This window comes from Streptomyces sp. LS1784 (assembly GCF_020103755.1).
In the GTDB taxonomy this organism is placed as follows: Bacteria; Actinomycetota; Actinomycetes; order Streptomycetales; family Streptomycetaceae; genus Kitasatospora.
In genome coordinates this window covers 1-5374 of sequence record NZ_JAHSQD010000553.1, presented here as the reverse complement: position 1 = coordinate 5374, position 5374 = coordinate 1, and the positions used below count along the sequence as shown (strand labels likewise).

The following is a 5374-nucleotide window of genomic DNA, read 5'->3' as shown; positions in this document are numbered from 1 at the left end:
GGCCGGCTCCGCCACCGCGGCCCCCGCTCCCACTCCCACTCCGGGCGGCAGCAGCGCCGCCCGGTCGCAGACCCCCCAGGGCGAGGTCAGCGGCCTCTACGGCCAGGCCCCGGGCGCCCGCACCTTCGCCGCCCCCCGCGCCGCCGCCGCACCGGTCACCCGGGCGCAGATCATCCAGCGCGCCCAGAGCTGGGTCGACCAGGGCGTGCCGTACAGCATGAGCCGCTACTGGTCGGACGGCTACCGCCAGGACTGCTCCGGCTTCGTCTCGATGGCCTGGGGCCTGGGCAGCAGCCAGACCACCTGGACACTGCCCGGCTTCGCCGAGCGGATCGGCAAGAACGACCTCCAGCCCGGCGACGTGCTGATCTACAACAACCCGGCCGACCCGCAGGCCGGCTCGCACGTGACGATCTTCGGCGGCTGGACCGACTCCTCACGCACCAAGTACGTCGCCTACGAGCAGACCGGCCCCGCCACCAAGAAGCGCTCCACCCCGTACGCGTACTGGAACAACTCCGGCTCCTACGTCCCGTACCGCTATACCGGCCTGTCCGCCGGCGGCAACGGCGGCGGCACCTCCTCGACCGCCTTCCCCGGCGCCGACAGGTTCGGCCCCGGCGCCGACAACGCGTACGTCACCGAGCTCGGCCGGATGCTGGTGCAGCGCGGCGGCGCCGCGTTCTACTCCTCGGGCCCCGGCCCGCGCTGGAGCGAGGCCGACCGCAGGGCCACCCAGGCCTTCCAGCTCGCCCAGGGCTGGCGCGGCAGCGAGGCCGACGGCATCCCCGGCAAGGACACCTGGGACCACCTGGTCAACGGCAAGGGCCGCAACATCGACGGCGGCACCCCGCTGCCGCCCCCGCCGCCCGCCACCGGGGGCTCCGCCTTCCCCGGTGCGCAGTACTTCGGCCCCGGCCAGAACAACGACCACGTCCGGCAGCTCGGCGAGCAGCTGGTCCGCAAGGGCTTCGGCGCCTCGTACGGCGTCGGCCCCGGCCCGCGCTGGACGGAGAGCGACCGCCGGGCCGTCCAGGCCTTCCAGCAGGCGCAGGGCTGGCGCGGCAGCGAGGCCGACGGCTACCCCGGCCCGGACACCTGGCGCCGGCTCTTCTCCTGACGCCCCTCCCGAGGCGCGGTGCCCACCCCGGGCGCCGCTCCTCAGCGCCGCTTCCCGGACATCCAGTGGAACAGGCCCATCGCGACACTGGTCGCCAGGTTGAAGCTGGACACCCCCGGCTGCATCGGCACCGCCACCAACTGGTCGGCGCGCGCCTTGAGTTCGGCCGAGACGCCGTGCCGCTCGGTGCCGAAGGCCAGCAGCGCGTCGTCCGGGAACGGCACATCCCGGATGTCCGCGCCCTCCGGGTCCAGCACGTACAGCGGCCCGCCGGGCAGCTGCTCCAGGGACAACCGCTCCACAGCAGTCGCGAAGTGCAGCCCCGCACTCCCCCGCAGCACGTTCGGGTGCCACGGGTCCAGGTCGCCGGTGGTCACCACCCCGGTGGCGCCGAACCCGGCCGCCAGCCGGATCACCGCCCCGACGTTCCCCAGGTTGCGCGGATTCTCCAACAGCACCACCGGCGCCTTCCGCGGCCGACGGCCCAACACCGCCCGGTTCGCCTCGGCGCCGGGCCGCACCGCCAGCGCGACCACCCCCGTCGGGTGCAGCCGTGGCACGAGCCGCCGCAAGGCCGCCTCCGGCAGCTCCACCGCGAGCCCGTCCAGCTCCGGAACGACATCCCCCGCCAACTCGCCCGCCAACGCCAGCAAGGCCCCCCGGTCGGCGGTCAGCACCCGCCGCACCTCACCCCCGAACCGCAGGGCGTGCTTCAGCGCGTGGAACCCGTCCAGCAGCACCGCCCCCGGCTCCCGCTCGGCCGCCCGCCACGCCCGCACCAGCTCGTCCTCGTCCATGACGCCCACTCTGTCACCCCCACCCGCACCCGCCCCCACCCCGCGGGCGCACAGGGCGAAGCCCGCACGCCGCAGCCCCACCCACAGAGTCGGCACTCGGAGAATCAACCAGCCCCCAAATCCGCCCCGCCCCCACCCTCCCGAAAGCCCCCCGTCGACGAGCTCCCCCGCAAAGCCCGCTCCAGATCCCGCAACGCCTGCCCCACCAACCGGGTCCCCGCCCGCACCACATCCCGCTGCACCCCCGCCGGCGCCCCCGCCAGCTCCTCCTCCAACCGCGCCTGCGCCGCCCGCACCGCCCCGAACTCCACCGGCTGCCCGGTCAGCAGCGCCGCCGCCGCGAGCGCCGTCGCCAGCCGCAGCTCCTCCGCGTACTCCCCCGTCCCCGGCACGGGCTCCGCGTCCGCCGCCGGCAGATGGGCCTCCAGCAGCACGGCCGCCCGTCCGAGGGCTCCGACCGCCGCCCTGGCCCGGTCGATCTGGCGCCGGCTCACCCCGGCCAGCCCGGACTCGTGCCGCCCCGGTTCGGTGTCGGCCCGCTGCATCGCCTGGATCAGCTCGGAGCGTGCCTCCCGCGAGTCCAGCAGCGCGCTGCGCACCGTCCGTCCGCGCGGCGCCGCCGGCTTCTCGTAGCAGGCGATCACCGCCCCCGCGTACCGTCCGGCCGCCGCCAGCCACTCGGCGAGCCGTTCGCCGAGCCGGGCGGTCTGCCAGGTCGGGAACAGCGCGTACGTGACGAGCGCGATCGATCCGCCGAGCAGCGTGAGCCCGACCCGTTCGACGGCCGTCACCAACGGGTTGCCTTCCTGCAGCCCGAGCAGGAACACCACGTACGTGGAGATCCCGACCGTGGTGAGCGCGTACCCGGTCCGGAACGCCAGGTACGACCCGCCGATGCAGACCACCGCCAGCGCGGCCAGCACCCACTCCCCGGGGTGGATCAGCTGCACCACCAGCGTCGAGGCGGCGACCCCGACCACCGTCCCGGCCAGCCGGGCGACGCCCCGGCTGTAGGTCTGCGCGAAGTCCGGCCGCATCACCATCGCGGCGGTCATCGGCGCCCAGTAGCCGTGGTGGAACCCGGCGAGCCGGGCCAGCAGGTAGGCGACGGTGACGACCCCGGCGAGCCGGACGGCGTGCTGGAAGATCGCCGAGCGCGGCCGGAGCTGCCGCCGGACGGCCCGTGCCGCGACCGGCAGCATCCGGGCGATGGTCGGTTTGTGCAGCGCCCCGCCGGCCCCGACCACGGGCGTGGTGATGGTGTCCTCGTCGTTGCGGTCCAGGGTGTCCGCGGCCTTCCGCAGCAGCCCGCCGAGCCGCCGGGCGGAGCGCCGGGCCGCTCCCTGGAGCCGCGGCCCTTCGTCCGAGCCGGCCAGGGTGAGCGAGGGCGCGGAGCGGGGGAGCCGGACCGGGTCGCCGGTGCGGATCGCCCGGGCGAGGGCGTCCATGACCTCGGCGGCCGCCGCCAGCACCTCCCGGGCCCGGTCCCGCTCCGGCCCCTCCTCGGGGGCGCCCACCTTGGGGTCGGCGAGGGCGGCAAGGGTGGGCCGGATGCGTTCGGCGATGCCGCGCAGGCCGCGCAGCTCGGGCGGCCGGTGGCGGTCCTGCCAGGGGGTGAGGGCGGCCGCGTGGCGGGCCGTCATGAACGGCTCCGGGTCCACGTGTGCGGTCGGGTCCTGCCGCAACCGCCGGGCGTAGTCGGCGAGTTCGGCGTAGGTGTCGGCGAGGGCCTCGCGCTGGGCGGTCCAGCTGCCGATCGGCCAGACGGTGATGACGGTGGCCTGGACGACCCCGCCGAGGGCGGCGACCAGCCCGTGGCCGAGCGCGGTGGCCACGCTGACCGGGAGCTGCACGACGATCAGCATCACCGAGACGGTGTTGGTGGCGACCACCCCGGCGGTGGGCCCGATCGCCCAGGCCAGCCCGGCGCCGAAGGCCCAGACCACGAGCAGCACCGGGAACAGCCCGGGGACACCGGCGGCCAGGTAGCCGAGGAAGGTGCTGATGCCGAGTCCGGCCCCGGCCGCCACGGCGAGGCTGGCCCGGGGCCGGAAGCTGCGCTGGAAGGTGGCCGAGCCGGCGATGAACGCGCCCATCGCGGCCGAGGTGGCGAGCGCGACGCCGCCGAGCGCGAGGGTCGGGAAGAGCACCAGCGCCACCGCGACCGCCCCGCGCACCGCCCGCTTGGGGTCGGTGAGCGCCCGGTCCAGGGTGAGCCCGGTCCGCGCAGTGTCACGAAGTGCGGCGAACCAGGACATAGCGACATCCTAAGGGGCGAGCCTCCACCTGATCCGCCTCCGCCTGATCCGCCTCAGCCGCGCCGCCGCCCACAGCAGTGCCCCGGTCGGGAGGAACACCGCGTCCGCCGCGATCATCGCCAGCGAGAAGACCGGCAGCCCGAGCACCACCGCGATCCCCACGTGCTCCAGCACCATGACGGCCAGCAGGACGTTCTTGACCCGCCGGTTGAGCAGCGTGAACGGGAACGCCACCTGGAGGACGACGGTGCCGTACGAGATCAGGAAGACCGGCAGCAGCGCCGAGCCGACCAGCGCGGACAGCCCCGGCCAGGGGGTGAAGTAGTCCAGGTGCAGCGGGTAGTACAGCGCGGTTCCGTCCTGCCAGCGCGAGCCCTGCACCTTGTACCAGCCGGCCGTGGCGTAGATCAGCACCACCTCGACGGCGATCACCAGCATCGCGCAGTTGTGCACCATGTTCGCCAGCCCGTCGAGCACCGCCCGCGGCTCGCCGTCCGGCCGCAGCCGGCCGAGCGTCCACCAGAGCCCGGCCACCGCCCAGAGCCCCCAGAACAGCGGCGACCAGCCGAGGTACGGGAAGGCCCGGTCGGTCCAGGTCAGGCTGTCACCGGCGAAGCCGCCGAACTGACAGACGGCCAGGACGGCCCCGAGCACCAGCCAGAGCGCCACCCCGGTCCGCCCCGGCCCCGGCCTCCTGGCGTCCAGCGACCAGACCTCGGCGCAGCGGGTGAAGACCAGGTAGACGGCCATCAGGTGGACGACGTTGTCGCCGCCGTCGCCGAGGAAGACGTCGCGGTTCTGCAGGGACAGCACGGTGACCAGGAACAGCACCGTGCTCGCCCTGGTCCGCCAGCCCAGCAGCACGGCCAGCGCCGCCAGCACCGCCAGGTGGTAGACCAGCTCGAACCAGAGCCGTCCGCCGAACCAGGGCAGCACGGTGAACGCCCCGTTGTCGGTCAGCAGCCGCTCGGCCAGCTCCATCGACCAGGGGGAGCGGTCGCCGTACAGCACCCGCCGGTTGGGCCACTCGCGCAGCAGGTAGGCCAGCCAGACCAGCCCGAAGCCGATCCGCATCACCGCGGCCTGGTGCCGGCCGAGCGCCCGCCCGGTGAAGGCCTCCATCCCCCGCCCGAGCGGAGCCCCCGGCCCGCGCGCCATCCGCACCGCCCCGGACTCCACCGGCCGCCCGGCGCCGGCCT

Annotated in this window: 4 protein-coding genes; 1 reads left to right on the top strand and 3 read right to left on the bottom strand. The window is 75.1% G+C overall.

What is annotated here, in order from left to right:
- Nucleotides 1-1120 (top strand): peptidoglycan-binding protein (locus KS423_RS37490; RefSeq protein WP_224284211.1); only part of this gene is annotated, 1120 nt, incomplete at its 5' end.
- 41 nt (nucleotides 1121-1161) lie between these two features.
- Here KS423_RS37490 and KS423_RS37485 read toward each other — a convergent pair.
- The 3 genes from KS423_RS37485 to KS423_RS37475 all read right to left on the bottom strand — a co-directional run bounded on the left by KS423_RS37485 (nucleotide 1162) and on the right by KS423_RS37475 (nucleotide 5354).
- Entirely contained in the window at nucleotides 1162-1917 is a 756-nt protein-coding gene (locus KS423_RS37485) for an RNA methyltransferase (protein ID WP_224284210.1), read from the bottom strand.
- A gap of 104 nt (nucleotides 1918-2021) precedes the next feature.
- The gene (locus KS423_RS37480) at nucleotides 2022-4175 is read right to left on the bottom strand and encodes an FUSC family protein (RefSeq protein WP_224284209.1); all 2154 of its coding nucleotides are present in this window, start codon (nucleotides 4173-4175) and stop codon (nucleotides 2022-2024) included.
- 9 nt (nucleotides 4176-4184) lie between these two features.
- Complete coding sequence (locus tag KS423_RS37475; RefSeq protein ID WP_374120099.1) at nucleotides 4185-5354, bottom strand: HTTM domain-containing protein; 1170 nt, start codon at nucleotides 5352-5354, stop codon at nucleotides 4185-4187.
- Nucleotides 5355-5374: the final 20 nt, after the last annotated feature.